The organism is Indibacter alkaliphilus LW1 (genome assembly GCF_000295935.2).
GTDB lineage: Bacteria > Bacteroidota > Bacteroidia > Cytophagales > Cyclobacteriaceae > Indibacter > Indibacter alkaliphilus.
The window spans coordinates 1-26,679 of record NZ_ALWO02000010.1 but is presented as its reverse complement, the minus strand read 5'-3'; the positions used below and the strand labels follow the sequence as shown (position 1 = coordinate 26,679).

The window sequence follows — 26,679 nt, the reverse complement described above, 5'->3', positions numbered from 1 at the left end:
TATACAAGCGGATAATCATATTAAACTTTACTAATTTCAATTTTGATTAGTAAAAACAAAGTAAAGTTTAGATAATCTCTTCTACATTATTTTCGCTACATGCGGGGTTTAATTTTTTCTTTGCTCCCTTGCACTTTTGCGTGAAACCTTTCATTATTTCTCGCAATGACGCAAAGTTATTTTTGGGCTTTCAACAAGCTTATCTTTTACGATTGATCATAAACCCGCTAAAGGCCTAGTATCGGCAAATAGAGGAATGTGCCAGTTGCCAGCTGCGCCGTCGGACCTCTTGTATAGTCGCATTTTGCGACGAAATTAAATGTCAAGCTTAAGGCTCAAATACCAAAAATCTGAAGACACAACCTCCGCATAGCCAAGGCTTTTAAAAACTCCTGAACATTCTCAACAACAGTATATTTATTTCGTAGGCCATAACTTTCACCCTACTTTTTTCACCCTTCCATCAGTTCAAAGGGAAATTCATCATGTAAAGTTTACAGGAAGGAAATTTATTTGTTACTTTTAAACTCCCTCTATAACCAAGCACTATGAAAAATTCCCGAATTCTTCTATTTGCCTTTTTGCTAACAGCGCTTATTTCTTGCAGCAGTGAAAAACCTGAAACGCATAAAAAGGAAAGACCCAACATCATTTTTATCATGTCTGATGACCATGCTTATCAGGCGATTTCAGCTTATGACAATACTTTGATCGAAACCCCAAACATAGACCGGATAGCCAAAATGGGCATGCTATTTACCAATGCCTCGGTAACCAATTCCATCTGTGCTCCAAGTCGGGCCACCATTCTGACCGGAAAGCATTCCCACCTCAACGGAAAAGTGGATAACCATTTCCATTTTGACACTACCAACATCACCTTTCCACAGCTTTTGCAGGATGCAGGCTATCAGACGGCTATGTTTGGCAAGCTTCATTTTGGCAACAACCCCAAAGGCTTCGATCAGTTTAAAATCCTCCCGGGTCAAGGTGCTTACTATAACCCTGAATTTATCACCAAATACGATGGCAATATTGAAGTAGAAGGCTATGTTACCGATATCGTAACAGACATGACTTTGGATTGGTTGGAGAATGAGCGTGAAAAAGAACAGCCTTTTATGCTGATGTACCTCCACAAGGCACCGCATCGCTCTTGGCTGATGGCTGAAAGACATCTGGATGATTTCACAAGCAGGACTTTTGCGGAACCAAAAACGCTCTTTGATGACTACTCAGGACGTGCTACTCCTGCAGCTGAAGCAGAAATGAATATTTTACACCACATGAGCTGGGCGGGAGACCATAAGGTGTTTCCGGAAATGATGGATGAATTGGGTATTCCAGAAATTGGCTATGACAAAGCCCGGTATGCTTATGAATACAGCAGGTTGAACGAGTCTCAGATGGATAATTTTTTAAAGGCTTATGGCAAGGTGAACGAGGATTTTGCCAAAAAATATCCCAAGATGACCGATGAAGATAAAATGAAGTGGAAATACCAAAGGTACATGCAGGATTACCTGGGGACCATTCAAGCTGTGGACGAAAATGTAGGCAGACTGCTGGATTACCTGGAAGCCAATGATATGATGGAAAATACCATCATTGTTTATACCTCAGATCAGGGCTTTTACTTGGGCGAACATGGCTGGTACGACAAAAGATTTATTTACAACGAGTCTTTCAAAACACCCCTTTTGGTTTCTTGGCCTGATAGGATCAAAGCAGGTTCACGCTCAGATGAGCTGGTACAAAACCTGGATTTTGCACAGACATTTTTGGAAGCTGCAGGAGTCAATGCCCCTGAGGACATGCAGGGTGAAAGCCTGATTCCCTTACTGACCGGAAATGATGAGAAATGGGACCGGGATGCGGTCTACTATCACTACTATGAGTATCCCGCAGAGCACATGGTCAACAGGCATTATGCCATTGTGACCAAAGATTACAAGCTGGTGCATTATTACTATGTGGAAGACCAATGGGAATTGCTGGATAGCAAAAATGATCCTTACGAACTCACCAATTTTTATGATGACCCAAAGTATGCAGATATTAAGCTGGACTTACATGTTAGATTGGAGGAACTGAGGAAAAAATACAAAGACAGCAATGAGATTTCACAAAAGTACATTGACCTGCTTATGAAAGATGCAGCTGAGGGTAAAGTTTTTGGTGTAAGTAAGGAGAAAGTAGAAGAAATCAGAGAAAGAAGACGACGTTTGATGTGATTTTTGAAGAAATAAAGACAAGAATTTTCAATTCATCCAGCCCCTTTTTCAGGTGTTTCTTTATTACGGCATTGCTTAATTTATGGAAATAAACATGATCTTATTGAGATTTATTTTCACTATTTAGCACATTTCCATTTTAAAATAGAAATAGGTTGACTTTATCCATTATCAGATTATATTAAAGCCAAACAAAATTTTAAAATATAATGGCTAAATGTTTCGCACTGATGGGTTGGAGTTTACCTGTCATTGAAAGTATGCAAAAACTCAACAAACCTTTTGTGGTGGTTTCGTTCCCTATTTTTGAAAGCTATGCAAAAGAGAATGGGATCCCCTTTGTTTCCTATCAATTTGATGAATGGAGTGATAGTTCCAATTCCTTGGATTTGCATGAAAAACTAAAAGCTTTTGACGTAGATGTGGCTGTTCCCCTTTTTGAAGAAACGGTAGAATGGGCAGGTGCTTTGAATTCTATTTATCGGGATGATCCTAAAGTTTTGAACCGTGCTTTCCTTTTTAGGAACAAAGCAATGATGAAGAGAAAAGCACTGATAGGTGGACTTCGGGTCGGGCTTTTCGAAGAAGTACATAGTAAAGAAGGCGTCAAAAACTTTATGAAAAGATTGAATGAGGCCAATCTTCAGATCGAAGGTGAAGAAGACAGCTGGGTCCATATCAAACCTTTTGCATCGGCAGGCACCGTTGGACATAGGCTTTTACGTTCCATGAATGACGTTGATGAAAAATGTGAGGACGGTGATTTTCCATGCTTGGCAGAAAGCCACCTGCCGGGAACAGAGTTTTCCTGTGAGGCATTTGTTCACGGGGGGAAAATCAGATTTCTCAATATTACAGAATATGTAAAATTGGGCTACAGTAATTTCATTCCTGAAGGACACTATCTCCACACCAAACGGGATAAGATCATGAAGGAGATGCAAAAACTCGTGGATATTTTCGGTATAGAATATGGAATGATTCACCCTGAATGGTTCCTTACTGCAAATGATGAATTGAGCTTTGGTGAGGTGGCTTGCAGGATCCCCGGGGGACATATCTTGGAACTGGCAGGAAAAGCATACGATTTTGATGCCTTGGGAGCATTTGTGCTTTGTCATGATCCGAATCTTTCAGAAGAGGAACTCAATGAAATTCTTCCGAAATTCGATGTGAGGCCAAAGGAATTTTATGGAAATGTGATGATTTACCCACAGAAGAATGTAATCAATAAGCTGGAAATTCCTGATGAACTGAGAGAGGAACCGTATTTTCTGGACCATAACCTGATACCTCCTTTGACCAATCAAAAAATAGATAGTAGAGAAGGTTTTGGGAACCATTTTGGAACAGTAAATTTCAAAGGGGAAGATCCGGACAGAATGACGGAACTATTATTGCACTATGAAAATGTGGATTTTTATCATTAAGATAGCTATCCATAAACAGTGCTGAAATAAAGCCTTTCTTCGGGAAGGTTTTATTTTTTGTTAAATTCTACATCTTTAGATGTTAATCAATTAAAAATTTTCCCCATTTCGAATGCCAAACCAAACTATTACCGATAACAAAGAGCAAAATTTACAAGAGGTCTTTCACGACTTTTCCTTGGCTTCAAAGTTTACAAAATTTGACAAAGCAGGAAAATTACTGGGACAGGCAGATTTGTTGATGGAAAGCAAAGAGGGATTGACCCTGCTTTACCAATACATCAAAGACTTTACCGATGCAGGTATTTTTGAAGGTACAGCTTGGGCTGATCCTTCCAAATTGGTACCGCGCTTGGTTTCAGGCACCTTAAAAAGTGGCCATCCCAATTCCACAATAGAGCTTCTCAGTGAATTGAGAATATTAGCCATTGCTGAAAAGCATTTTCAGTCGAAAAGTTTTTCCCAAAATGAAGCTGAAAACTTTATTCAGGAAGTCATTGTTTCCAACCTTGAGTTTGTGTTTAATGAACCTTTGGAAGAAACAAGGCTAGTCATGAGTCAACACGAACTGAATAAGGTTCATGCTGTTTTCCGCTTTTTATCTGAAAAAATAAAACTTGATGCGATCAAGGAAAAGCTGGCCCAAGAGCTCACATTGATCTGTGCTCAAAGACCTGTGGTCACTGAAGGGCCAAGGAAAATCATAGCGCTGATCAAAGAAAAAATTGAGCTTGACCCGAATAGGCCCGAGGATTGGAGTTTACTAAAATTTCAAAGGTGTATTTATAGGCCAACGGAAAACACTGCTGACAAAAATGCTGCTGAATATGGCGCGTTTTTGCCTCAATTGAGTACCAACGAGTTGAAAAATGAAGCTTCCCAAATGGGCAAATCCATGGCGGAATTTGGCTTGGTGAGCCAATACCACGCTGTGTTGTTACTTTTTTTGATCAAAAATGAAAAGTTTGCACTTGTTCCTCCTTGTCTTGCCCTGGACCCGGCCGGAGAGGCAAGGTGGAAGATGCACAGAGAATTTGTGACAGATTTGATTCTCCAGACCATACACCCTTACAATGCCCAATGCATTTTTGGTCTTGCCAAAATGCTTGAGAAAGGAATATTGTCCAGAGATGCTGTAAGGTCAGGATTGTACAATCTCAGTACAGTAAAAATTCACCCTGAAGTGGAGAAGCGTATACTCAAATCTACCAAAACGCCTCATGAGTCAGTTTCGCCGAAACAATACCTGATGGGAGCGCTTTTCAGAGTACTTGGACAGCCCTTGGGCTTGGGGCAAGGTAATAATCCAACTTGTCAAAGTGCTCGCGGTATCAGTATGTGGAGTCAACATGCTCCCGCCAAATTAATAAATATGGTACAGACTGCGGCCACTGTTGATGATCTGAGTTTTCGTTTTGAAGGCCAGGAAATCAAAGCCTCAGAAACAGGAAAAGGACTGGTCCAAAACCTGGATCATAACTTAGATGCAGTTTCTGTGACTTTGGTGCCCCTTTTAGATCGGATTTACAATGAGATGATGCTCCGTGCATCAGGCAGGGGAGAAGACCCTCATAAATGGGTGAATCCGGCACTTTATGGGCAATGGGTGCAGATTGGCTTTGCTTCTGCCTATGATTATCCCAGCAATGCCATTGTGGATTTTGAAGGTTTCACAAAGATATTTTATGCGATGTGCCATCCCTTGTACAACGGAGGGCATCGCCTGATTTATCCCAATCCTGTAGGAATATTTATAACTTCCGCCAAAGGAGAAATGCTTGGATTCCACGCAGTCTCCTTGCACAGAGTAGACAAAGACCCTAAGGGAATTTTCAGGGTGTATTTCGTCAATCCAAACAACGAGGGCAGGCAAGATTGGGGGCAGGGGATCAAACCCTCTGTTTTTGGGAATGGAGAAAACTATGGGGAATCTTCACTTCCCTTTGAAGAGTTTGCGGGTAGAATTTACGCATTTCATTACAATAACCTGGAAGCACCCGAAAAAATGGAAACAGTCCCCAACGAGGAAGTATTGAAGGTAAAAAAAATAGCTAAGGAAAGCTGGGGGCGTGCATATACTTGGCTGGAAATCAAGAAAAAATGGTAAAGCATTCATCTAGAATAGAGCTGAGTCAATCGGCTTATAAGAACAATATCAATTTTATCAGAAAAAAAATAGGTAAGGATGCTATTTTATCTGCCGTAGTAAAAGCTAATGCCTATGGGCATGGTATAAGGACATTTGTTCCAATGGCCGAAAGGTGTGGGGTAAATCACTTTTCTGTGGCATCCTCCTTTGAAGCAGAGGAAGTCCTGAGTGTATGTACTCCCGAAAGTCGTATTATGATTATGGGGATTATATATGAAGTGGATATCCCTTGGGCAATTGAACACGAGATAGAGTTCTTTGTCTACAATTATGAACGTCTACCCAAAGCGTTGGAAGCTGCAAAAAAAGTAGGAAAGCCTGCCAAAATTCATATAGAGGTAGAGACCGGAGCCAACAGGACAGGAATGCCGAAAAGTGAGTTTCAAATGGCTTTGAACTTTCTGAAAAAAAATCGCGATCATGTAGTATTTGAAGGGTTGTGCACACATTTTGGTGGAGCTGAAAGCAATTCCAATCAATTTAAGATCGATGCTCAGAAAAAGCGCTATGCTGATTTTTTGAAGCAGTGCAAGGCAAAAAAAATTGAGCCCAATATCAGACATATTGCCTGTTCGGCAGCAGCCTTGGCCATGAAAGATACTGTCTATGATTTGGTCAGAGTAGGAGTGGCTCAATACGGATTTTGGCCCAGCAATGACATTTATTTTGCCCATTTGCAGGAAGTAAATAAGAAAAATGATGTAGGGCTAAAGCGGATTTTTACCTGGAAAACTGATATTATGGATATCAGGCAGGTAGATCAGGGGGAGTTTATCGGATATGGTACTTCCTTCCAAGCCACGCAGAATATGAAAATTGCGGTGTTGCCTTTGGGCTATTCCAATGGCTATCCCAGAGCACTTTCCAATAGAGGTCAGGTTTTGATCAAGGGCAAAAAAGCACCTATTGTAGGTCTTATCAATATGAATCTTTTTATGGTGGACATTTCTCATATAAAGGATGTGGCTTTGGGTGACGAGGTAGTTTTGATCGGAAGACAACAAAATAATGTGATCAATGTGTCGAGTTTTACCAATACCACTCAATTGTTGAACAATGAAATGTTAAGTAGATTGCCGGCTGCTATACCCAGAAAAGTGGTTAGATGAGGTTTTAAAGCAAGAAATCACGTTGTCCAATGGTTGTACCTACGGACTCTTGGGACAGTTGCATCTTGCTGCGAAATAACACATCAAGACACAGACTTATTCGTCAGGAATCCGAAGGCTTAGCCTCCGGATAGCGTATATAAACTTAAGGTATAAGTTTCCTCACCCTAAGCCAATTTTCAAAATCGGCAGTCCACTGGTCAGAACTTGTACCCTTTTTTGCAAATCCAAAGCCATGTCCTCCGTTTTCATACACATGCAATTCTGAGGGATGACCAGCTTCATACCAATCTTGGTATAGGCTTAGGCTATGAGGCATAAAATCCAACTCATCATCAGATGTCACTGCAATAAATATGGGGGTTTTCTTTTCAGGCATTTGGGCACCCAAGACTGCATTTCGGTAAAGATACACTGGTACCAGAAAGTCAGGTTTCAGTTTCTCCGGTGCACTAAGGGCAACAGACATGGTCACTGTACCACCGGCCGAGAATCCCATAAATCCAATGCGATTCGACTTGACGCCATATTTTTCAGCATTTTCTCTTACATGCTTCATTGCCTCGATTCCATCATTTTTGGCCATTTCTACCACCGGAGCATTGATGGAATCCAGCCTTTCTTTGTCCTGCATCAAAGGGCCAAGCTCCTGCAAAGGGTTATCAGTTTTAGACCTGACAAGCCGGTATTTCAGAACAAAGGCAGAAATACCTAACCCGTTCAACCATTCAGCAATTTTTACTCCTTCATTATCTATGGCAAGAATATGAAAAGCTCCGCCGGGAGCTACAATCACCGCCGTCCCATTTGCCTTATCCTTGGGTGCCGGATAATGGATCAGCCCTGGTTCCGAAATATTATAAAGAATTCCATGGTCAGGATCATTCCCAAATTTTTGTTCAGACCAGGTCCAATCTTCTGACCCGGGAGCCGGGCCTGGGTATAGCTTTATACTGGTCTGACCAAACCCTGTTGCTTGAATTGTAATTAGAAAAATAAGTAATACTGATGATTTTATTTTTTGCTTCATTGATTTAAGAAAGATTGGTTATCAAACTGTCCGAAAGTTGCGCCGTCGGACTTCTGATAAGGCCGAATTTTGCGGTGGAATTAAAATATCAAGTCCCAGACTCTTTTATCAGGAATCCGAAGACACAGCCTTCGGTTATTTACTTAAGGCCATTCTACAATACTCCAGACATTTCTGTACCTCTTTGACTGCATCAGAGCCTTGCGGCACATCATATTCCAATTCAATCGTAGCGGGAAACTTGTATTTTTTGTCTCTCATGGCAGTCAAGGCCTCCTTTAGCGGAGTATCCCCCTGACCCCAAGGAAGATTGCCTTTGCCGTTTTCAGGTGTCTGTCTGTCTTTGATATGCATACTCCATATCCTTTCATTTTGCTTTGCAATCAAATCCATTGCATCGGTATGTCCCGCAGCTATATAATGACCAATATCAAAATTAAGCCCATTACCTTTGCTCTGCTCAATAGCTTTATCCCAAAAAGTAAAAGTCTGTTGCTCATGCCCATGATAGCCCACTTTCATTTTACTGGCATCAGCCAGCTTCCCCAGTCTTAAAGTCTGAGCGTCATCGGAGGGATGCTCTAAGGTGACGTGGCTAGCACCTAGGATTTTAGCAGCTTTCATGCCGTAGGTAACTTCTGCATCTGAATTATTGGCACCAAAAGCATTGGGTTTAAAGGCATAAACTTCTATTCCTGCACCTTTGAACAACTTTTTTGCCTGTTCAAATTTTTTGAGGTCTACATTGGCCCTCCAGTTGGCTACCACTTGCCCATAAGCATCCATTTGCCCCCTCAATTCCTTCCACTCGGCCTGTTCATCAGCTGTAAGGTCTTCACCACTTCTTTGTTTCCAGCCAAGTTGAAACCCTCTTCTCCTATCAAAGGTGGGAGCGGGCATTCCTGCAAAATATTCCACAGGCTCTCCCATCATTTCCACCGCACTTATTCCGGCATCTTTGATGTACTGGATATTCGCTTCCAGACTTTGGTCTGGCCTAGAGCGAAATGAATAAGTGATGCAGCCAATCTTCACACCGTTTATATTTGAATTTGGTTTGTTGTAGGTTTTGATGATGGCTGGAGCACCATGTAGCCAAGACGGTACTGTGATCAGTCCACCTACACCTAGGGCCGATTTGATCAAAAATTCTCTTCTTTTATTCATTTTATTTTAGGTTTAATGGTATTGGATAACAATTTATGTTTATGTGTACAAATAACATAATGAATATGATTGAAAAAATAATATTTTATAAAGCCTTTGTATTCTGAGACAAGACATAGATTCTTTTTCTTTTAAAAAATATTTACCTAAATTATTATTTAAAGTAATCAGACAAGTATGGAAATAAAACATCAGGAAGACGGAAAAAAAGGATACTTTTTCATCGAAAAGGAAGGTGAGAAAAAGGCCGAAATGGTCTATTCTAAGGCAGGAGACCAACTATTCATCATAGAACATACCGAAGTGGATGACAGTCTCAGAGGTGAAGGTGCCGGCAAAAAAATGGTGATGCAAGCAGTCGAGTTGGCCAGAAAATCAGGTAAGAAAATTATGCCGCTTTGCCCTTTTGCCAAATCAGTCTTTGATAAAAATGAGGAAATCAGGGATGTATTGAAATAGATATTAGTTGATATTGGATATTGGTCGATATTGCACCACCACCATACCATACTCAAGGATCTATGAATATCTAAAATATCCATAAGTATCATGCAATATCTATCAGTATCCAATCTAGTATCTCTTAATATCAATCTTTAGTCGCCACCATCACCCCTCTAAAATACCCTATGGACTCGGCAATACCGGAAAATGGATTGTCCATGTTTCTTTCATTACAGGAATGGTTTTTAGGTAAAGTCCAAAACTGATAAATTTGAAAAAAGAATATCAAACCCATGAAAAATATCTACATCTTACTCTTTTTCACGATCCTTTTATATTCCTGTGGAGGAGATCAATCGAAAGTTGCTGATAAAGTTTTTATCAACGGAACTATCTACACCGTAGATGAGGCAATGCCCAAAGTACAGGCTGTAGCAGTCAAAGACGGAATGATCATGGCCATTGGCAGTTCTGAAGAAATCAACTCGTATGTAGGTAATGAAACAGAGGTCATTGACCTGCAAGGCAAGACCATGACTCCTGGATTTATAGAGTCCCATGCACACCTGATGGGGATTGGTTACAATAAGCTGGACATTGATCTAATGCATGTACAAACCTATGAGGAGCTGATCGAAAAAGTAGCTGAAGCAGCCGGAAATGCAGAGCCCGGCGAATGGATCACCGGAAGGGGTTGGCATCAGGACAAATGGATCAAGCTTCCTGACAATGCGGTCAAGGGATTCCAAACCCACAAAGAACTGAGCGAAGTTACCCCCGACAACCCGGTCTATTTGGCCCACGCTTCAGGACATGCCTCATTTGTCAATCAAAAAGCCATGGAACTGGCGGGGATTACACCTTTGGGAAGCGAAAACCCCAGGCAAGAGGTAGAAGGTGGAGAAGTACTGCGGGATGACTTGGGCAATCCTACTGGTGTATTGGTGGAAAGAGCTTCAACTTTAGTTTCTAAATTGATTCCAAAGGACACACCTGAAAGGCAGGAAAAAGCACTTGAACTGGCTCTTCAGGAATTGGCTGAAAAAGGAATCACTTCTTTTCATGATGCCGGAGGGGATCAAGGTCTGATCGACTTACTGGAAAAGTTTCAAGAAGAAGGAAAACTCACTTCCCGTATGTATGTGATGCTTTCCAGTCGTATCCCTGAGTTGATTGAAGCCTGGTATGAAAAAGGACCGAAAATCGACCCTGATCATATGGTCACTGTTCGCTCTATCAAACTGAATATGGATGGCGCTCTTGGCCCTTGGGGTGCATGGCTACTGGAAGATTATGAAGACAAACCCGGACATCGAGGACATGAAACCATGCCGATAGATTTGGTTTCAAGGGTTTCAGAAAAAGGCTTGGAACTTGGTTTTCAGGTTTGTTCCCATGCCATCGGAGACAGGACAAACAGAGAGGTTTTGGACAGGTATGAGGCTGCATTCGCCAAATTTCCAGAAGCGAAAGACCATAGATTCCGTGTAGAACATGCCCAGCACCTTCATCCTGATGACATCAGTAGGTTTGGGGAAATGGGTGTCATTGCTGCCATTCAGGCCATACACCTGAGTTCGGACCGGCCTTGGGCCATTGGCAGGTTAGGCGCCAAAAGAATCAAAGACGGAGCCTATGTTTGGCAAAAGTTGCTTCAGTCCGGTGCTGTGATTTCTAACGGGACGGATGCGCCTGTAGAACCACTGGATCCTATGCCTTCTTTCTTTGCCTCTGTGACCAGAAAGACATTGAAAATGACTCCAGAAGGAGGTTTTGAACCTGATCAGAAAATGACCCGGGAGCAGGCACTCAAATCCTACACTTTGGATGGGGCATACGCAGAGTTTGAAGAAGATTTCAAAGGTTCTATAGAAGTTGGAAAAGCAGCGGATTTTACCGTTTTCAACCAGGACATCATGACTGTTCCTGATAATCAACTACTGGATACCAAGGTGAAAATGACTATAGTAGGAGGAAGGATTGTTTATCAGGAGGATTGAGAGATTAGAGTCAAGATACAAGACGCAAGGCCTGTCCTGAGTATCGGGAAAGCAAGATGGGTTGATGAAAACCTGGCAGGTCTTTTTTGATGGTGAAGCTGATGCGTTATCCGAAGGTTGCACCTTTGGATTTCTGAGTATTGAGCTTTTAGCTCAAAAAGAGTTGAAAACTCAGGACTCAAAGGTCCCGCGGTACAACCGCGTGACAACGCTGCTCTCAATGTTTAACTGGATTTTTGAGCAGCTATGAGGCTCCCATTAAGAGAAAAGTCCCTCGGGTTTCAGTTTCAGGCTTGAACTTATTCAGCTTAACCTTGTCATTTCGAACGTAGAGAGAAATCTATTTAATAGAGTTGACAATAGATTTCTCAGTCGTTCCTTCTTCGAAATGACAAAGTGAAGCTATTATAATTAACATTGACCATCTCCTTTATTAATTTCAAAAATCACGATTACCTTGGCAGCATCGGAAACAACCTCTTGATCTCTTCTTCTCCAGGTTGGGTGCCGTATTCGCAGATTTCGAATGCCTCAACAAACTGCACCCCTGAAGCTTTTTCTTTTCCATACCATTTTTCCAAAGCTTCTCTTACCTTAGGTTGTGGTGCTGAAGTCCGCTTCTTTTTGAGCCACGCCAGTCTTGCATCCTTTCCTTCTGGTATCGGGTCAGGGTCGTTGGCTATCCATGGCAGCCACTCATAAAACTGGGATTCATGAGCATCCATAGCATTGATTTTTTGATCGATGACCTCAGAAATGTCTATGGCAATGTCTGCCCGAAAAGGATAGGGTTTTTGGAAATTATCCTGAAAATAAAGGAACACAGGGTTCTTTTTTAGCGGAGGAGTATCTGCCGCAATGTTGGGAACTCCTACCATAAATGCGGCATCCTGCACCAAAATCGCCGTGTACCTATGATCAGGATGGTAATCGTTGGCCCGGTGGGAAATGACCACATCGGCATCCCATTCCCTGATTTTACGGATGATTTCCAATCGTATGGGAAGGGTTGCTAGCAATTCTCCGTCGTGATGGTCCAACACATCATAAGTGATTCCCAATCTTTTGGCTGACTCCTGACTTTCAGCCATTCTTCTTTTTGCCAATACACCTCCACCCATATCCATGTGTCCTGCATCTCCATTGGTCACCGAGATAAATTTGACCTGATGGCCCATAGCGGAAAAAAGGGCAGCTGTTCCACCGCCTTTGATATCGCAATCATCTGGGTGAGCTCCTATCATCAAGATTTTTAATGGTTTTTCTTGGGCATTTACAGGAAAGTAAAAGCCACATAACATCAATAAAAATAAGACTAAAGCATTTTTCATAGGTTTGGGTTAATTGGTTTCGCTATTTTTTTCAAGGTAAAATTTCTCAAACCTTTCCATGGCAACTTCAAGTTCTTCATGAGTTACTGACGTGATCACTATTCTGAACATGCCTTTTTTACTGTGACCAAAACCATTTCCTGGAGTAAGTAATATGCCTGTTTGCCTGAATATCTCCAGCCAAAGTTGGTGCTGATCCTCATCTGTTTGGTTTTCGAGCAATCCCGAGAGGTCCATCCAGACGAACAGGCTCCCATAAGAAGGATTGAAAGGAATCTTAAGTTTTTTCAAGGTTTGACGAACAATTATATAGGATTTGGTCAATGCCTCCTGAAAAGATTCCAAATATTTTTTGACAAAGGCCTGATCAGTCAAAACCTCCTGAAGCAGCCACTGGGTGTGGTTGGAAATGGCGTGTGTCAGTCCGATATTCCTATATCCAGCTATCAGTTGCTCATTGTATGAATGCAATATCCCAACCCTATATCCTGAAATCCCAAAATCCTTGGAAAGGGAATACCAAAGGTGTAAATAAGGGCTTTGCCTTTTTTTCATGATCCTACCAAAAGACTTAAATTCAATTGCCTTTGGATAATCTTCACGTATCTCAGGATGGTCAACATTTATAATGGCAAGGCCATAGATTTCATTGACGATCAGGTGAATTTCCTCTTTTTCGCACCAATCAGCAATTTGTACCAACTGATTTTCACTATAAATTCCACCAGTAGGATTGTCCGGACTGGTGAGGATCAACATCCGGAAACGGGTCCCTTTTTCCTCAATCTCTTTCTTGGCATTTTCCAAATGAGACAATGTTATGGGAAAACCATTTACCAATTCTGAAACCTCATGGTGGGTTTGCAAGTCAAACCTTTTCAATCCTGCCATCACTCCTATATCTGCTGTATACACAGGATAACTGGGCGCAGGAATTACTGCAGTATCTCCAGGTTCAGCCAATAGAAACGAAGTCATTTCAATCACAGAAGTAGCGCCTACCGAGCAAGCAAGTGTGTTGGGGTCTATCTTGTCTTTCACCAAAAATTCCCCTAAAAATCCTGAAATAGCTTCTCTAAAAGTCAGCACACCCGCAGGATCTCCATAGCTGGCCACCCATTCCGGAATTTCCTGATTCCGGGATATCTCCTGCATTTTATTCCGCAACATTTCCCAACAAAGGTGGTTTTCGGCAACAGTCATCGGGAAGGCGCCATCAGGATTGGAGCTTGGATAATAGCGGTTTTGCATCGCTTCATTATAGATTTCTAAATCCATACGAAGGGGTTTTCCAGCAGCCATCTGACCTCTATCCGAGAGGTGGTTTTTTTCTTGCATAAGTTATTTAATTCTAAAAGATGTAAAAAGATAGGCCAAAAGAATCCATTTTTCAAATCTTATCCAGATTGTAGAAAGAGGTATAGTATGTAAAAAAACTTTTAACTAAATTCATAAATCTTATAACTAAATCAATAGAGCAAATGATAATGGGATTTTTAAAACATTTCAACCACTTGCCTTATCTCATCATTTTCACTTTGGTTGGGGCTGGGTTTTCCTGTTAAGAAAAGGAAAAGACAATTGATTCCACTTCGGAGGATGTGATATATACTTTGGACATTACAGACTCAGTCATGATTGACTACATTGGACAAATAGCTTGGTCAGATATCAGCAGTGATGGAAAGCACATTCTGGCTACTAACCCACAGAATTCAGATATATTACTCATGTCTATAGATGGCGAAATAATCGGCAACTTTAACAAGTCAGGAGATCAGCCTGATGCCATTGGCGGCTCACCGCTTTCCAGACCACAATTTGTCAAAGAGAATGAATGGGCAATTCTAGGAAAAAATGGGGTATTGGCCTTCGATTTTGAGGGTCAGTTTACTAAAGCTGCAAAACCGGATTTCCCTGTGACATTATCCATGACGATATCAAATGCCAATATTCTTCATTTTATGGATGAGGAAAAAGCTTTGGTTTACTACCTTGGAAGAGATGGCAAAAATACATTTTATGTGAATCCTGAATCCAGTCAACTAGAAATCATCGATTTAAATACTGGGGATTTTACAGCAGCACTGCCTATTCCTAAGGATTCGAAATTTAAAAACCCCGATAAGATTCACAGTGTGATGACTGCCACTCCTGTAATGGAGATTAGTGATGGCAAGCTATATCTGGCATTCAAAAATGAGCCAAAACTCTGGATTTATGACCTCAATAATCTAGATGAACCACTAGAACAGATTGATATCAATTTTGATCAGTTCATAGAAAAAGAGGGGGTTAATCCCAAGGAGGTAGAACAGGACAATGTGGCCTTCAGCTCAAAAGATTTCACTTATGCGGCCATCAATAAAATTTTGGCACATGATGATCAGGTGCTTCTACAGTACACCAAAGGCCTAACAGATGCTGAATTTGAAGAAATCACCGAAAGTACAAAAGATCAAATGGAGATCTTTTCGAGAATATTTGAAAAGAATAAAAATCACTATTGTATTCTTAGTACTACAGGAAAAGTACATCCTATTATTATGCCAGATAAGGCAGGGGCGGTTGAGTTTTGGGATAAGGAGGGAAATTTATGGGTTGGATATAACCAGGAAGAAGAATTGGATTGTGAGGTTTTGTACAAATGTGTTTTAAAAGAAGAGAAGTGAGTACTTCTTATACACATAAGCACTTACTGCTCAGTCTTCATTCTTTAATAGTTATCGTCCAGTTCCTTTTTCTTAAGAAGTCAGAATCTTTGCCGTATGAAGCTTCATACCCTGAATGTGTGTAAGCATGAACTTGATATTTTTGAGGAAACCTTTCGGATCTTGCATTTAGATGAACAAAGCTTTCACTAAAAAAAGCAAAATCGGAATTTTCAAATTGCTCTAGCTTTTCATTTTTCACACTAACTCCATCTATCCAGATGGCATAATTCTCAGGAGATTTCCATTTTTCAAAACTTTCCAATGTGGGACTTTTTTTCTCAGGAGCTTTCATTGGATCTGGTAATTCGGATTTTTGTTTTTCGCTTAAATCCTGATATGTTTTGTTCACTCTGGATCCGTTGTCTTTTATGATTTGAAATGTTACATTTTTGTAGAATTCAGCTTTTTCAGGGTCATTTTCCTTTTGCTCTTTGGGTAAACGCACAAGGTCAATATGTGAAATACCGATTGAAAAAAGTTTGTTTTGTAAATCTGATACTAATCCCATGGTAGTCCCTGGCAGCACCTGTAAAAGTGCCTTTGGTTCCTTGTTACGTTTTATTTTTCCCAAGAACTCCTCTTTAAAAAAAGTCTCATCTATTTCTTTGCCACCTAAAATGATTGTCCCATCTGGCTGCAAACTGAAGTCTAAATCATAGGAATTCTCTTCTGTTTTTTCTGTATCAACCTCATAACTCAATGTCCTGGACTTTTGAATTTCTTCTTGGGCGGGGACTTTTTCGCTGAATAATAGGATGGCTCCAACCAAAAATGGAATGGTAACCAAACCTTTAAGAATTTTAACCGATAATGTTGTTTGTTTGTCCATCATATTCAATCTTTTTTCGGTAAAGGAAAATTTAAGGCTACTTGTCAGATTCCTGGAAAAATCCGGCAAGGTCATAGAGATAAGTAATCTTTTGTATTTATTGACCGGAGTCTTTTTTAGTACAGATTGGTCCGCAATAAATTCGTGGTTTAACTTTATTTCATGCTTTGCCCAATAAAGCATGGGATTGAACCAGAAAAAAACCAATAAAAATTCTATAAAAATATTGTCTATACTATGCCATTCTCTTACATGAGTGATTTCATGGTTAAGGATGGATCTTGATACCTCACCGTTTTCATAGGAGGATTTGGACAAAAAGACATATCGCAGAAATGAATACGGCATTGATTTTTCCTCCAGTAAAACCAGCGTATGGCTTTTGAATTTCACTACCTCACTGCTTTTTACTTTTTTGAGAATCAAAGCTATATTTTGGACAAATCGAAAAAAGAAAAACAATGAAATAACAAATGGTACTGCCAAGGCTATTTTGACCCAATCTAAACCTACAGTTTCAGCCGTTGAAACTAAATTTGGGGGATTATGATTGGTCTGGGGAAAGTTTATTTCCTGATTTGGAACCAAAAGAGGGGCTTCATCAACAGTCACTTCTATTGTAATCAAAGGAATAAAAAATGATAATAAGACTGACGCTAATAAATAATACCTGTTAAAATAAAACATTGACTCTTTTTTGTGAAACAACCTGTGGATCAGCAAAAAAGCTAAAAGGCATAGAGCGGAATTGAAAAGAAACATGATCATTTTTTTTGGCTTAGTTGTTCGTCGATTTTTTCTTTAATTCTTTGAAGCTCTTCTTGACTAAAATCACTTTTTTCAGTGAAAAACGATGCAAACTGAGCCGGGGAATTATTAAAGAAATTACGGATCAGATTCTTTACATGCTTTGCAAAATAAGTCTCTTTAGACACCAAGGGAAAGTATTGTCTCGATTTCCCGTAGGCTTTGTACCCGACATAATTTTTATCCTGCATTCTCTTTAAAAGCGTTGAAATTGTGGTAGAGGCAGGTTTTGGCTCAGGATATGCCTCAAGCAAATCCTTCATGAATGCTTTTCTGAGCCTCCATAAATGGTTCATCAAATCTTCTTCAGTTGGAGATAATTTTAAATCATTCATAATTTAGTTTCAAAGTACATCTACAAATGTAAACATTTAACTTAAAACTACAAGTGTAGACCAAAAAAAACCAGCTCCGGAATTAGAGCTGGCTTTTCCAGATTTGTAGGGTTAACTCAATTCTTATACACCAAGTCAAACCTATCCAGATTCATCACCTTATTCCAAGCGGCTACGAAGTCTTTGACAAACTTCTCCTGATTGTCTTCCTGAGCATACACTTCTGCCAATGCCCGTAACTCAGAGTGAGAACCAAAGATCAAGTCCACCCTGGTTGCAGTGTATTTCACTTCTCCAGTTTTTCTGTCTCTTCCTTCAAAATACTCCTTGGAATCGTCTGTAGCTTTCCATTCTGTACTCATGTCAAGCAAGTTCACAAAAAAGTCATTGTTCAACATGTCTTTCTTATCTGTGAAAACACCATGATTTGAACCATCATAATTAGTATGAAGCGCACGCATGCCACCTACCAAAACAGTCATTTCCGGAGCAGTCAAACTCAAAAGCTGAGCTTTGTCCACCAATAATTCTTCAGTAGAAATGGTATATTTTGTTTTTAGGTAATTCCTGAATCCATCAGCCATTGGCTCCAACAACTTAAATGATTCTATATCTGTATGTTCGGCTGAAGCATCTGTTCTGCCAGGGTTGAAAGGTACCTTAATTGTATGGCCTGCATTTGCAGCGGCTTTTTCCACACCAACATTTCCGGCCAATACTATTAGGTCTGCCAATGAAACTTTTTTATCACCAGATTGAGCATTGAAATCCGCTTGAATTTTTTCCAAAGTACCTAATACTTTCTCCAATTGAGAAGGATTGTTTACTTCCCAGTTTCTTATAGGTTCCAGACGGATTCTTGCACCGTTGGCACCACCTCTTCTATCAGACTCCCTGTAGGTAGAAGCTGAAGCCCATGCAGTTTCTACCATTTCGGAAATACTCAATCCGGAATTTGAAATTGCTGCCTTCAGACTTTCAACGTCCTGATCCCCAATAATAGCGTAATCAGCTGCAGGTATTGGATCCTGCCAGATCAAATCTTCTTTTGGTGCCTCCGGACCCAAATAGGTGGTTCTCGGTCCCATATCTCTGTGAGTCAGCTTAAACCATGCCTTTGCAAATGCCTTGTTGAATTCTTCAGGATTTTCATAAAACCTTCTGGAGATCTCTTCATATACAGGATCATATCGTAAAGACAAATCTGTAGTCAACATGGTTGGCTTGTGCTTTTTGTCAGGATCAAATGCATCAGGATATAGCACCTCAGGGTTTTTGGCAACCCACTGATGAGCACCTGCAGGACTCTTGGTCAATTCCCATTCGTGCTCAAAAAGGCTTTTGAAATATCCTTGGCTCCATTCTACCGGAGTTGCAGTCCAGATAACTTCCAAGCCTGAAGTGACAGCGTCCGGGCCTTTACCTGAACCATATCCACTTTTCCAACCAAAACCTTGCTCTTCAATAGGAGCAGCTTCTGGCTCTGGCCCTACTTTGTCTGCAGGTCTTGCACCATGGGTTTTACCTAGCGTGTGACCGCCAGCGATCAAAGCAACAGTTTCCTCATCATTCATCCCCATTCTACCGAAAGTTTCACGGATATCATGTGCAGCCAAAACTGGATCAGGATTTCCGTTTGGTCCTTCCGGATTGACGTAGATCAAGCCCATTTGCACGGCTGCAAGTGGATTCTCAAGTTCTCTATCACCGGAATACCTCTCATCAGCCAGCCACTCAGTTTCCTTTCCCCAGTACACATCCAATTCAGGTTCCCAAGTATCTTCTCTTCCTCCTGCAAATCCATAGGTTTCAAAACCCATAGACTCCAAGGCCACATTTCCTGTCAAAACCATCAAATCAGCCCAAGAAATCTTGTTTCCATATTTCTGTTTGATCGGCCAAAGAAGTCTTCTTGCTTTGTCCAGATTGGCATTATCAGGCCAGCTGTTCAAAGGAGCAAATCGTTGTTGACCTGATCTGGAACCGCCCCTACCATCGCCTGTTCTGTAGGTACCTGCACTGTGCCAGGCCATTCTTATGAACAATCCTCCATAATGACCATAATCAGCCGGCCACCAATCTTGTGAATCCGTCATCACAGCTTTGATATCGGCTTTCAATGCTTCATAATCCAGGCTATTGAATGCTTCTATATAATTGAAGTCTTCCCCCATAGGATTAGACTTGGACGAATTTTGTCTCAGAATACTAAGATTCAATTGATTTGGCCACCATTCTGCGTTTTGGGTAGCTATTGCATTGCTGGGGCTTTTTCGGGTAGCACCGGACCAACCGTCAGCCTGTTCTGGTTTGCCTGATTTTTCTTGACTCCAACTAGTGGATATCAAAGCAAAAAAAAGCAAAGCGCTCAATAAAGTTACTCTCATATGTTTGTTTATTTAATTAGGTGATCGAAAAACTAAGAACCAAAAATACCATCTATTGTTTTATAAAAGTAATCGATAATCTCTATGATTGATTGAAGTAAATTATAACTCTCTTTAAACATTAGATTATCAGAAAGTAGCAAGAAAGGACCAGTTCTGAATAATTTTTCTGATTTTCAAAGTCTCATGAACTTTTCTACTATTAATCCTCGGTAAATCCAAGCTTACATGCCCACATTATCTATTTACTGCTCCAAAAAACTGAAACCATTTACATATAAATCAGTCGAACCTGACATATTTAAAAGTATGGCTACCGTCTTCAAAAAGTTCAAAAAGACCATAACCTTTATGTGTAAACTCATACGGCTCTTCACTCCACCAATTGCCAGCTACAGCACCGCTACAATGGTAATGTATGTCATTATACAGCAGTGATTCCAATATGTGTATATGGCCACTTATACAGACTTTGACATTCTTATGCCTGTCAAAAAGGCGGATCAAATCTTTTGAATCCGTATGCATCCAAGCACCGGGCACTATCCAGTCCCCAGACTTGGCATTATCCCCATCCAAAAACGGGGTTGCTCCTAGAATCGGAATATGTGACACCACCAAAACAGGTTTTGAGGACGGAATCTCTTCCAACGTTTTTTCCAACCATTGCATTTGATCTGTGTCCAGTCGGGCAGTATACCAATTTCCATCCGGCTTTTTGATCGTGCTGTCCAAGACTATAAAATGCCAGCCACTTGATTCAAAAGTGTAAAAAGGACTTTCCATTTCATGTTCATCCATGACCCAAGCCTTTCCTGGATATTTTTCTACATGAGGAGTTTTACCCCAAACATCATGGTTCCCGATACAATGATGGAACTTCAGGCCGGGATAGTCAGCTTTTATTTTTCTCCAAACAGCCCATTGGGCTTCCACTGCCTCAAATTCTTCACCCAAAGCATCCATGATGATATCTCCACCATTGATATAAAAATCAATCTGCTTTTCATGTTTAAGCATATGATTCAGGCATTTTCTGACACCACTTTCAGCTTCAGGACCCGGTTTGATATGCATGTCCGTCAAATGAGCAAACCTTAGTACAGGTTTCTGAGAAAACTCTGGAAGGGCCTTAGAATGAGAATCCGTCAATGACCATGCGCCGGCCAATGCACCCAACCCAGCGACCTTCATTAGCTTTCTTCTATTAAAATCCGGTTTGGTCTGTTTCATTTCTTATTCCTTTCGCTGGTCAAATTACAACTTTTCAAATTAAAGGAATTTCAATCTTAAAATCCGCATAGGCACACAGTGGGTAATCAATTTTTCAAATAATTTCTTCTAAAATGAAGTTTTGGGTTTAGACATTAGCGTTCCAATTATTTTCCGCAATCCTTTTCATTGATTTTCTTTGAATCATTCTGAAAATCGAAATAGTCCAATTAATTTGATCCAGAATTACATACTATGAAGAAAGAAATCTTTCGGTGCACAAAAAAAAGACCGAATCATGATAAGGAACTCAATAACCTAAACAACCAATAACATGTCCACTAATCGACGAGACTTTCTAAAAACAGGAGCCACTGCCGCCTTAGGCTTTACAGGTTTTAGCATTATTACTCCTGAGGTACTAGGCAAATCGATGGGCCATATAGCTCCATCAGATAAAGTCAACCTTGCCTGTGTAGGTATAGGAAACAGAGGAAATGAAATCATCAAATCCCTTTATGACACCGGCCTCTGTAATGTAGTGGCCATATGTGATGTGGACATGGGAGCTCAGCAGACTTTGGAAATCATGAATATGTTTCCAAAAGCAAAACAATTTCAAGACTTCCGAAAAATGTTTGACCAAATCGGAAACGAGTTTGATGCTATCAGTATTGGCACTCCGGATTTTTCACATTTCCCGGTTACCATGCTGTCCATTGCTGAAGGAAAACATGTCTATGTAGAGAAGCCAATGGCAAGAACATTCCAGGAAGTAGACCTGATGATGGACGCAGCCAAAAAACATCCAAAAGTAGTCACCCAAATGGGCAACCAAGGACATTCCGAGGCCAATTATTTTCAATTCAAGAGCTGGAAAGAGGCAGGCATCATCAAAGATGTGACAGCCATCACTGCACATATGAATGCAAGGCGTCGCTGGCATGGATGGGATACTGAGATGACAAGATTTCCAGGCCCAGAGCCAGTCCCATCTACGTTGGATTGGGATACATGGCTCAGTCAGGCGCAGCCAAGAGGATTTCATAAAGATTTTCACAATGGTCAATGGCGCTGCTGGTACGACTATGGAATGGGAGCTTTGGGTGACTGGGGTGCTCATATCATCGATAGTGCGCATGAATTTCTGGACTTAGGGTTGCCTTATGAAATCAATCCTGTAAAATTGAGTGGTCACAACCCTTTCTTTTTCCCCATGTCCACTACTTTGGAGTTTAAATTTCCTTCGCGTGGGGACATGCCACCCTTGACCATTACCTGGTATGACGGACTGGACAATATCCCTCCTGTACCGGATGGCTATGGCGTATCCGAACTGGATCCCAACATCCCGCCACCAAGTACAGGTCAGATTCAACCTGCCAAACTCAATCCGGGCAAAATCATTTACAGCAAAGACCTTACATTCAAAGGAGGCTCGCATGGGAGTACCTTGTCAATAATCCCCGAAGAAAAAGCCAAGGAAATGGAGTCAAAGCTTCCCGAAGTACCGGAAAGCCCATCCAACCACTTCGCTAATTTTCTGAAAGCCTGTAAAGGCGAGGAAAAGACGAGGTCTCCATTTGAAATTGCAGGCCCACTCAGTCAGGTTTTTTGCCTGGGAGTGATGGCACAGCAAATGGGCGTAAAACTGGAATTTGACCGCGAAAAGAGACAGATCGTGAATAATCCCCTAGCCAATCAGGTGTTGGCAGGTATGCCGCCACGGAAAGGTTGGGAGGAGTTTTATCAGGTTTAATATTTTCTTATGACACAAGAGCCACTGGAAGTAATTTCAGTGGCTTTTTTTATTTAGGTGAACTTGAGAAATGAAATGAAATTCTTGATTTAAAAATCAAGAATTCTTTATAGAATGGTTTTGCAAAATAAAATTTTATTCCTTAATTAGTTAAAAGGTAAATTAATTAATGGGATGATAAATCAAAAATATCTTATTGAAAGCTAAATTATGAATTATTATGAGTCACTGGAATTAAATAAGGATGCAAACGAAGAGGAAATTAAGGCCTCTTTTCATAAACTTTATAAGGACTACAGAAATAACTCAACTTTGTCTGAAGAAGAGAAAAGAGACTTTTTTTCTCAACTTATTGAGGCTTATGAAACATTGTCTAATCCAGAGAAAAGGAAACTTTATGATTTAGAAGATTATAATTCAATAATTACGGATTATAATGAAGATAAATACCCTTCAATTAAATTATTTGAAATCGATACAGAATCTAGAAAAGAAAAATTGGAGATTATAGTTAGTTGGGAAACAAGTAACGCTGATCATGTTGAAATTTCACCTTTTGGAGAAATGATTCCAAATGGAAGAGGTGTATTTAGTCTTGAGGAATTTAAAATCCCTAATGATGAAATCGTAATTACTGCTATAAACAAAACCCAAAATTTAGTAATTAAAAAAAAGAAGGAACTTGATTATAATTCTTACAATAGAAATAGTGGATTTGAAAAAACTGAAGGAAAAAAACTAGAATTAAATGAGAATAATTATGACTTGTTTTGTCAAAGTTGTGGCAATAATTTAAAAAGGCATCACTTGTACTGTGGAAAATGTGGGAATGAAAATCCAAATACAAATTTGGAAAAAATTAAATCTGATTTAGCCAATTCTAAGCAAATTAGAAAAAAAGTAAATAAAGTGTTTTGGATACTATTTTTTACCCATGGCATTTTAGAAATGATTTTGGGAGGTAGTTTTAAACCTTCAGCCTTCCTCCCACCCTCAATTAATGTTTTATTTAGTTATTTAATTGTTGGAATAGTTTTAAAATACAGATCCGGTATTAACATAAATCGTTTAGTTATATTAGTGTACTTAATTGTACTTATTACTAGGATCTTAATAATTGGTTTTTATCCAGACTTGTAATATTCAAAATAAAGATTTTGGGATTAAACCATTTTTCACCTGTTAGGATTTATTTGACTTAATCATCCATTTCAAAGGAGGAAATTGTTAATGTTTATGAAACGATGTTCAACTCTAAAAAATCCAACTATTTCTGTTGATACCCATTTATAATGGCACCCTGAAGCATCAATAAAAAAGGAAGTGCTTTAGAATAATCCAAGGTAGAGTATTCTAAGCCTAAAAGTCTGATGTTTGAGTAGTAGGTTTGATGTTGGTCGTAATACATTTTTTCACTTTGTATAAACCATGCCTTATCGCCTAATTTTTCTGCTAAAAACCATTTTTCAAGTAATCTGGCACTTCTGCCGTTTCCATCATTCCAAGGATGTATTTTGACAAAAACCAAATGAATCATGGAGGCATAGAAAAAAGTTTCTTCGATAGATAGTTCTGTTTTGAGTAGTAGCGTCAAATCGGCATAAAACTTTTCCATTTCTGCCTCTAATTCAAAAGGTGAGGCCGCTACATATTCAATACGGCCATCAGGAGTGGAAACATACATGTTTTGTGTGCGGTACGTTCCCTGCCTGTTTTTAGTAAGGATATTTTTGCTGAGCAATGAATGGGATTGGGCAATGTTTTCCTTATTGAGCTCATTGACCTTTGCAAAGGTGTAGGCGTCGTACAGGTCATCTATTTTTCTGGTGTAATCCGGTGAAAACTCAATACCGAATTTCTTGTGTTTAACGTAACTATCCAAATCTATAGCCTCTCCTTCTATTTTGCTGCTATATACTGAGGATACAGAGATGTAAAAACTAAAGGTATCTGTGGAGATTTCGGCGTCTTTCAATGCTTCAAAAGCATGATTTAAACCTTTCGGCGCTTTTTCCAAGTACTCTGAAATTAAATCATTGCTTAGAATTAGTAGTTGGTTGTTCATCTCTATTACAGCTCAATAAAAAACTAAGTTACTCATCTATTGTATTGAAAAAAATAAGATGCGATTTGATACGTAAATATACAATTATGATCTGAAATCTCTGTTACACAATGATACGAATTGATACGATTATATTTGAATGCGATACGAAAAGTCTAATAATTAAGATAGGTATAAACAAAAAAAGAGGTCGTTTCTGACCTCTTTTTCTCATTAGCTCCCCCTATCAACGATAGTTGCAACCGGAGTAAGGTATTTTTGGTTTTAAAAGATGTAATGAAGGAGTTGACTAATTAATACTTTCACTCAGTAGGTTGTAAGAAGTAATCGCACCAATATTATCTTCATGGATTGGGTAAAATGATGAATAGATAGTAAAGTGTATATTTGTATTGAATGAAGAAACTTTACATCATAGCAGGTTGTAACGGAGCAGGTAAAACTACTGCTTCGTATACCATTTTGCCTGAAATCTTGGACTGTAAAGAGTTTGTGAATGCGGATGAAATTGCAAAAGGAATCTCTCCTTTCCAACCAGAGAAAGCTGGTATTGAAGCGGGAAGATATATGCTGAAAAGAATATTATGGAGACTAAAGAGCAACTAAAAGAGGAAAGAGACAAAATAGTTAAAGGGCTTGAAGAAGCTTAGGATTTCCCGGGTACAAAATCCGGGTCAATTAATTTCTCAATGAGTTTTCTGGATTTTTGTTTTTTGATCCACTTTTCTGTTTTCAAAGCAGTACCCCGATCATCTCCAACTCTAAAGACAGCTGCAATTTCCCATGGTCTGTAATCAGAAGTGAACTTGTGGAATTTCCCATGATTGTGTTCATTAATTCTTCTCCAAGGATCATCAGAATGGCCTACATAATATTTGTCAAATTTTTCTGAATAAAGAATGTAGATGTAAAAAGTCATACCTAAAAATGCAAAAAGCCTTGCATTTTTGCAAGGCTTGTGCTCCTCCTCTTGGGCTCGAACCATCCCGTACCTACGGGACTGATTAATCCCGCATGTGCGGGACTCGAACCAGCTGAGCTAAGGATTTCCCGGGTACAAAATCCGGGTCAATTAATTTCTCAATGAGTTTTCTGGATTTTTGTTTTTTGATCCACTTTTCTGTTTTCAAAGCAGTACCCCGATCATCTCCAACTCTAAAGACAGCTGCAATTTCCCATGGTCTGTAATCAGAAGTGAACTTGTGGAATTTCCCATGATTGTGTTCATTAATTCTTCTCCAAGGATCATCAGAATGGCCTACATAATATTTGTTAAATTTTTCCGAATAAAGAATGTAGATGTAAAAAGTCATACCTAAAAATGCAAAAAGCCTTGCATTTCTGCAAGGCTTGTGCTCCTCCTCTTGGGCTCGAACCAAGGACCCTCTGATTAACAGTCAGATGCTCTAACCAACTGAGCTAAGGAGGAATTTTACTTCCCGTTATTTTTTCTTTGACTCTCTGATTAATCCCGTAGATACGGGACTCTAACCAACTGAGCTAAGGAGGAATTTTACTTCCCGTTATTTTTTCTTTGACTCTCTGATTAATCCCGTAGATACGGGACTCTAACCAACTGAGCTAAGGAGGAATATTATTTCCTGTTATGTTTTCTTTCTCCTCTGATTAATCCCGTAAGTACGGGACTCTAACCAACTGAGCTAAGGAGGAATATTA

The 26,679-nt window shown here is 39.9% G+C and carries 22 protein-coding genes and 1 tRNA gene; 11 read left to right on the top strand and 12 right to left on the bottom strand.

Translation table 11 applies throughout. The features are described 5' to 3' along the window. Positions 1–548: 548 nt before the first annotated feature. The 4 genes from A33Q_RS01335 (at position 549) to alr (ending at position 6,922) form a co-directional block, all read left to right on the top strand. The gene (locus tag A33Q_RS01335; RefSeq protein ID WP_009036410.1) at positions 549–2,234 is read left to right on the top strand and encodes a sulfatase family protein; all 1,686 of its coding nucleotides are present in this window, start codon (positions 549–551) and stop codon (positions 2,232–2,234) included. 209 nt (positions 2,235–2,443) lie between these two features. Next, positions 2,444–3,664 carry an ATP-grasp domain-containing protein gene (locus tag A33Q_RS01330; RefSeq protein WP_009036409.1) on the top strand — a complete coding sequence of 407 codons (1,221 nt, stop codon included), beginning with the start codon at positions 2,444–2,446 and terminating at the stop codon, positions 3,662–3,664. Between the two features lie 112 nt (positions 3,665–3,776). Then, entirely contained in the window at positions 3,777–5,771 is a 1,995-nt protein-coding gene (locus tag A33Q_RS01325; RefSeq protein ID WP_009036408.1) for a hypothetical protein, read from the top strand. Beyond that, a complete protein-coding gene (alr, locus tag A33Q_RS01320; protein ID WP_016254472.1) occupies positions 5,765–6,922 on the top strand; it encodes an alanine racemase in 1,158 nt (385 codons plus the stop codon). The genes A33Q_RS01325 and alr overlap by 7 nt, the downstream gene beginning before the upstream one ends. Before the next feature lie 145 nt (positions 6,923–7,067). On the opposite strand, the gene A33Q_RS01315 is transcribed toward alr, so the two are convergent. Together A33Q_RS01315 and A33Q_RS01310 are read right to left on the bottom strand one after the other, a co-directional pair. After that, positions 7,068–7,952 (bottom strand): alpha/beta hydrolase, encoded by an 885-nt coding sequence (locus tag A33Q_RS01315; RefSeq protein WP_009036406.1) that lies wholly within the window; start codon positions 7,950–7,952, stop codon positions 7,068–7,070. 135 nt (positions 7,953–8,087) lie between these two features. Beyond that, positions 8,088–9,119, bottom strand: coding sequence for a sugar phosphate isomerase/epimerase family protein (locus A33Q_RS01310; RefSeq protein WP_009036405.1), 1,032 nt, complete (start codon positions 9,117–9,119; stop codon positions 8,088–8,090). 177 nt (positions 9,120–9,296) lie between these two features. On the opposite strand from A33Q_RS01310, the gene A33Q_RS01305 reads away from it, so the two are divergent. From A33Q_RS01305 to A33Q_RS21925, 3 genes are all read left to right on the top strand, one after another. Then, complete coding sequence (locus A33Q_RS01305) at positions 9,297–9,578, top strand: GNAT family N-acetyltransferase (RefSeq protein ID WP_009036404.1); 282 nt, start codon at positions 9,297–9,299, stop codon at positions 9,576–9,578. Between the two features lie 278 nt (positions 9,579–9,856). Beyond that, entirely contained in the window at positions 9,857–11,563 is a 1,707-nt protein-coding gene (locus tag A33Q_RS01300) for an amidohydrolase (RefSeq protein WP_009036403.1), read from the top strand. A 64-nt stretch (positions 11,564–11,627) separates the two neighbouring features. After that, the gene (locus A33Q_RS21925) at positions 11,628–11,813 is read left to right on the top strand and encodes a hypothetical protein (protein WP_009036402.1); all 186 of its coding nucleotides are present in this window, start codon (positions 11,628–11,630) and stop codon (positions 11,811–11,813) included. Between the two features lie 202 nt (positions 11,814–12,015). Here the strand turns inward: A33Q_RS21925 and A33Q_RS01295 are convergent, their stop codons facing one another. After that, positions 12,016–12,894 (bottom strand): PIG-L deacetylase family protein, encoded by an 879-nt coding sequence (locus A33Q_RS01295; protein WP_009036401.1) that lies wholly within the window; start codon positions 12,892–12,894, stop codon positions 12,016–12,018. A gap of 9 nt (positions 12,895–12,903) precedes the next feature. After that, positions 12,904–14,232, bottom strand: coding sequence for an aminotransferase class I/II-fold pyridoxal phosphate-dependent enzyme (locus A33Q_RS01290; RefSeq protein WP_009036400.1), 1,329 nt, complete (start codon positions 14,230–14,232; stop codon positions 12,904–12,906). A gap of 296 nt (positions 14,233–14,528) precedes the next feature. Here A33Q_RS01290 and A33Q_RS01285 point away from each other — a divergent pair, with 296 nt between their 5' ends. Then, positions 14,529–15,566: a hypothetical protein gene (locus tag A33Q_RS01285; RefSeq protein WP_009036399.1), complete on the top strand. Its 1,038-nt coding sequence runs from the start codon at positions 14,529–14,531 to the stop codon at positions 15,564–15,566. Between the two features lie 37 nt (positions 15,567–15,603). On the opposite strand, the gene A33Q_RS01280 is transcribed toward A33Q_RS01285, so the two are convergent. The 4 genes from A33Q_RS01280 to A33Q_RS01265 all read right to left on the bottom strand — a co-directional run bounded on the left by A33Q_RS01280 (position 15,604) and on the right by A33Q_RS01265 (position 21,199). After that, positions 15,604–17,064 (bottom strand): M56 family metallopeptidase, encoded by a 1,461-nt coding sequence (locus tag A33Q_RS01280; RefSeq protein WP_235062761.1) that lies wholly within the window; start codon positions 17,062–17,064, stop codon positions 15,604–15,606. A gap of 137 nt (positions 17,065–17,201) precedes the next feature. Beyond that, complete coding sequence (locus A33Q_RS01275) at positions 17,202–17,579, bottom strand: BlaI/MecI/CopY family transcriptional regulator (protein WP_009036397.1); 378 nt, start codon at positions 17,577–17,579, stop codon at positions 17,202–17,204. Between the two features lie 116 nt (positions 17,580–17,695). Beyond that, a complete protein-coding gene (gene katG / locus A33Q_RS01270) occupies positions 17,696–19,966 on the bottom strand; it encodes a catalase/peroxidase HPI (RefSeq protein ID WP_009036396.1) in 2,271 nt (756 codons plus the stop codon). Positions 19,967–20,248: 282 nt separating this feature from the next. Beyond that, positions 20,249–21,199, bottom strand: coding sequence for a metallophosphoesterase family protein (locus A33Q_RS01265; protein ID WP_009036395.1), 951 nt, complete (start codon positions 21,197–21,199; stop codon positions 20,249–20,251). Between the two features lie 313 nt (positions 21,200–21,512). Between A33Q_RS01265 and A33Q_RS01260 the strand changes: the two genes are divergently transcribed. Next, on the top strand, positions 21,513–22,937 hold the full coding sequence (locus tag A33Q_RS01260; protein ID WP_016254468.1) for a Gfo/Idh/MocA family oxidoreductase: 1,425 nt from the start codon (positions 21,513–21,515) through the stop codon (positions 22,935–22,937). A gap of 210 nt (positions 22,938–23,147) precedes the next feature. Further along, on the top strand, positions 23,148–24,077 hold the full coding sequence (locus A33Q_RS01255) for a J domain-containing protein (protein WP_009036393.1): 930 nt from the start codon (positions 23,148–23,150) through the stop codon (positions 24,075–24,077). A gap of 127 nt (positions 24,078–24,204) precedes the next feature. On the opposite strand, the gene A33Q_RS01250 is transcribed toward A33Q_RS01255, so the two are convergent. After that, complete coding sequence (locus A33Q_RS01250; protein ID WP_009036392.1) at positions 24,205–25,002, bottom strand: Fic family protein; 798 nt, start codon at positions 25,000–25,002, stop codon at positions 24,205–24,207. Positions 25,003–25,398: 396 nt separating this feature from the next. On the opposite strand from A33Q_RS01250, the gene A33Q_RS01245 reads away from it, so the two are divergent. Further along, entirely contained in the window at positions 25,399–25,608 is a 210-nt protein-coding gene (locus A33Q_RS01245; protein WP_009036391.1) for a hypothetical protein, read from the top strand. Positions 25,609–25,648: 40 nt separating this feature from the next. On the opposite strand, the gene A33Q_RS01240 is transcribed toward A33Q_RS01245, so the two are convergent. From A33Q_RS01240 to A33Q_RS01230, 3 genes are all read right to left on the bottom strand, one after another. Further along, positions 25,649–25,987 carry a GIY-YIG nuclease family protein gene (locus tag A33Q_RS01240; RefSeq protein WP_016254466.1) on the bottom strand — a complete coding sequence of 113 codons (339 nt, stop codon included), beginning with the start codon at positions 25,985–25,987 and terminating at the stop codon, positions 25,649–25,651. A gap of 19 nt (positions 25,988–26,006) precedes the next feature. Beyond that, positions 26,007–26,381, bottom strand: a complete 375-nt coding sequence (locus A33Q_RS21730; RefSeq protein WP_152527365.1) for a GIY-YIG nuclease family protein — start codon at positions 26,379–26,381, stop codon at positions 26,007–26,009. After that, positions 26,358–26,431, bottom strand: a tRNA-Asn gene (locus A33Q_RS01230). The genes A33Q_RS21730 and A33Q_RS01230 overlap by 24 nt, the downstream gene beginning before the upstream one ends. Positions 26,432–26,679 lie beyond the last annotated feature (248 nt).

What these genes read in the sequence shown, in the direction of transcription:
- A33Q_RS01335 (WP_009036410.1), top strand. Translation starts at nt 549, where the DNA reads ATGAAAAATTCCCGAATTCTTCTATTTGCCTTTTTGCTAACAGCGCTT.
- A33Q_RS01330 (WP_009036409.1), top strand. Translation starts at nt 2,444, where the DNA reads ATGGCTAAATGTTTCGCACTGATGGGTTGGAGTTTACCTGTCATTGAA.
- A33Q_RS01325 (WP_009036408.1), top strand. Translation starts at nt 3,777, where the DNA reads ATGCCAAACCAAACTATTACCGATAACAAAGAGCAAAATTTACAAGAG.
- alr (WP_016254472.1), top strand. Translation starts at nt 5,765, where the DNA reads ATGGTAAAGCATTCATCTAGAATAGAGCTGAGTCAATCGGCTTATAAG.
- A33Q_RS01315 (WP_009036406.1), bottom strand. Translation starts at nt 7,952, where the DNA reads ATGAAGCAAAAAATAAAATCATCAGTATTACTTATTTTTCTAATTACA.
- A33Q_RS01310 (WP_009036405.1), bottom strand. Translation starts at nt 9,119, where the DNA reads ATGAATAAAAGAAGAGAATTTTTGATCAAATCGGCCCTAGGTGTAGGT.
- A33Q_RS01305 (WP_009036404.1), top strand. Translation starts at nt 9,297, where the DNA reads ATGGAAATAAAACATCAGGAAGACGGAAAAAAAGGATACTTTTTCATC.
- A33Q_RS01300 (WP_009036403.1), top strand. Translation starts at nt 9,857, where the DNA reads ATGAAAAATATCTACATCTTACTCTTTTTCACGATCCTTTTATATTCC.
- A33Q_RS21925 (WP_009036402.1), top strand. Translation starts at nt 11,628, where the DNA reads ATGAAAACCTGGCAGGTCTTTTTTGATGGTGAAGCTGATGCGTTATCC.
- A33Q_RS01295 (WP_009036401.1), bottom strand. Translation starts at nt 12,894, where the DNA reads ATGAAAAATGCTTTAGTCTTATTTTTATTGATGTTATGTGGCTTTTAC.
- A33Q_RS01290 (WP_009036400.1), bottom strand. Translation starts at nt 14,232, where the DNA reads ATGCAAGAAAAAAACCACCTCTCGGATAGAGGTCAGATGGCTGCTGGA.
- A33Q_RS01285 (WP_009036399.1), top strand. Translation starts at nt 14,529, where the DNA reads ATGATTGACTACATTGGACAAATAGCTTGGTCAGATATCAGCAGTGAT.
- A33Q_RS01275 (WP_009036397.1), bottom strand. Translation starts at nt 17,579, where the DNA reads ATGAATGATTTAAAATTATCTCCAACTGAAGAAGATTTGATGAACCAT.
- katG (WP_009036396.1), bottom strand. Translation starts at nt 19,966, where the DNA reads ATGAGAGTAACTTTATTGAGCGCTTTGCTTTTTTTTGCTTTGATATCC.
- A33Q_RS01265 (WP_009036395.1), bottom strand. Translation starts at nt 21,199, where the DNA reads ATGAAACAGACCAAACCGGATTTTAATAGAAGAAAGCTAATGAAGGTC.
- A33Q_RS01260 (WP_016254468.1), top strand. Translation starts at nt 21,513, where the DNA reads ATGTCCACTAATCGACGAGACTTTCTAAAAACAGGAGCCACTGCCGCC.
- A33Q_RS01255 (WP_009036393.1), top strand. Translation starts at nt 23,148, where the DNA reads ATGAATTATTATGAGTCACTGGAATTAAATAAGGATGCAAACGAAGAG.
- A33Q_RS01250 (WP_009036392.1), bottom strand. Translation starts at nt 25,002, where the DNA reads ATGAACAACCAACTACTAATTCTAAGCAATGATTTAATTTCAGAGTAC.
- A33Q_RS01245 (WP_009036391.1), top strand. Translation starts at nt 25,399, where the DNA reads ATGAAGAAACTTTACATCATAGCAGGTTGTAACGGAGCAGGTAAAACT.
- A33Q_RS01240 (WP_016254466.1), bottom strand. Translation starts at nt 25,987, where the DNA reads ATGGTTCGAGCCCAAGAGGAGGAGCACAAGCCTTGCAAAAATGCAAGG.